The organism is Cyclobacterium qasimii M12-11B (assembly GCF_000427295.1).
Lineage (GTDB): Bacteria > Bacteroidota > Bacteroidia > Cytophagales > Cyclobacteriaceae > Cyclobacterium > Cyclobacterium qasimii.
In genome coordinates this window covers 1-977 of record NZ_ATNM01000127.1, presented here as the reverse complement: position 1 = coordinate 977, position 977 = coordinate 1, and the positions used below count along the sequence as shown (strand labels likewise).

The following is a 977-nucleotide window of genomic DNA, read 5'->3' as shown; positions in this document are numbered from 1 at the left end:
TTTCATAGGTCGACAATCCCTCATAAAAGGAAATGAATCTTGCCGCTTTCAGCAGTCTGAAACAGTCCTCCATTTTAGTCTTGCTGTTCGCCGATGACATGATCCCATAATACCTTATCTTGTAAAATCCGCTTGGAAGGACGTGTTGCATGAACCTGCGGGTGAATTCGGCACACGGAAGTTCCATGATTTTGGTTTTACGGTCCCGGTAATCCTTCCACCTGAACTTTACCGTGCCGTCTTCGACGGACTGTATCCGGCTGTTGCTGATGGCCACCCGATGGGTGTACCTGCCCAGATAGCTAACTACCTGGTTGGTACCTTTGAACGTTTTTTTGATATAGACATGCCAGGATTTCGAATAAGCTTCCTTTTTTAAAAGCTCCGGGGCGGCGTACATCCCTTTCTGTTTTTCAGGTATCCTGAGCTGGTCTGACCGCAAGACATGAAAGAGCTTTTCCATGAATACCCCCCTGAATATGCCCGAGAGGGCTTTCACCGGCACAAAGAACTTTTTGTTCGCAGCTACCCATTCCATGTTGTCAGGGTCGGGCCCTCCGGCAGGTACCAGCATATGGATATGGGGGTGGTAATTGAGTGCCTGACCCCAGGTATGGAGCACCGACAGGCAGCCGCTGTCCACCCCCAGGAAGGTGGGGTTCGATGCTGCCTTCTTCACCGCAAGGGCCGAAGCGGCAAAGAGTATGCCGTAGCATTCCCGCTGGTTGAGATAGAACAGGGGCTTGAGGAATTCCGGTATGGTGAACACGACGTGAAAATACCTAACTGGGAGCAGCCTGCACTGCAGCTTTTCCACCCATAAAAGCTGCCTGACATACTGGCACTTGGGGCAGTGGCGGTTTCGGCAGCTGTTGTAACTTACCCTGCTTTTGCCACAGGTGTCGCAGGTGAGGGTATGGCTGCCCATTTTTGCAGTCCTGCAATCCAAAATGTCATTGTAGGCCTTCGCCTGGTCG

1 protein-coding gene is annotated in these 977 nt (G+C 51.5%); it reads right to left on the bottom strand.

Annotated elements, in window-relative coordinates:
- Positions 1-977 (bottom strand): IS91 family transposase (locus ADICYQ_RS15255; RefSeq protein ID WP_051160238.1); only part of this gene is annotated, 977 nt, incomplete at both ends.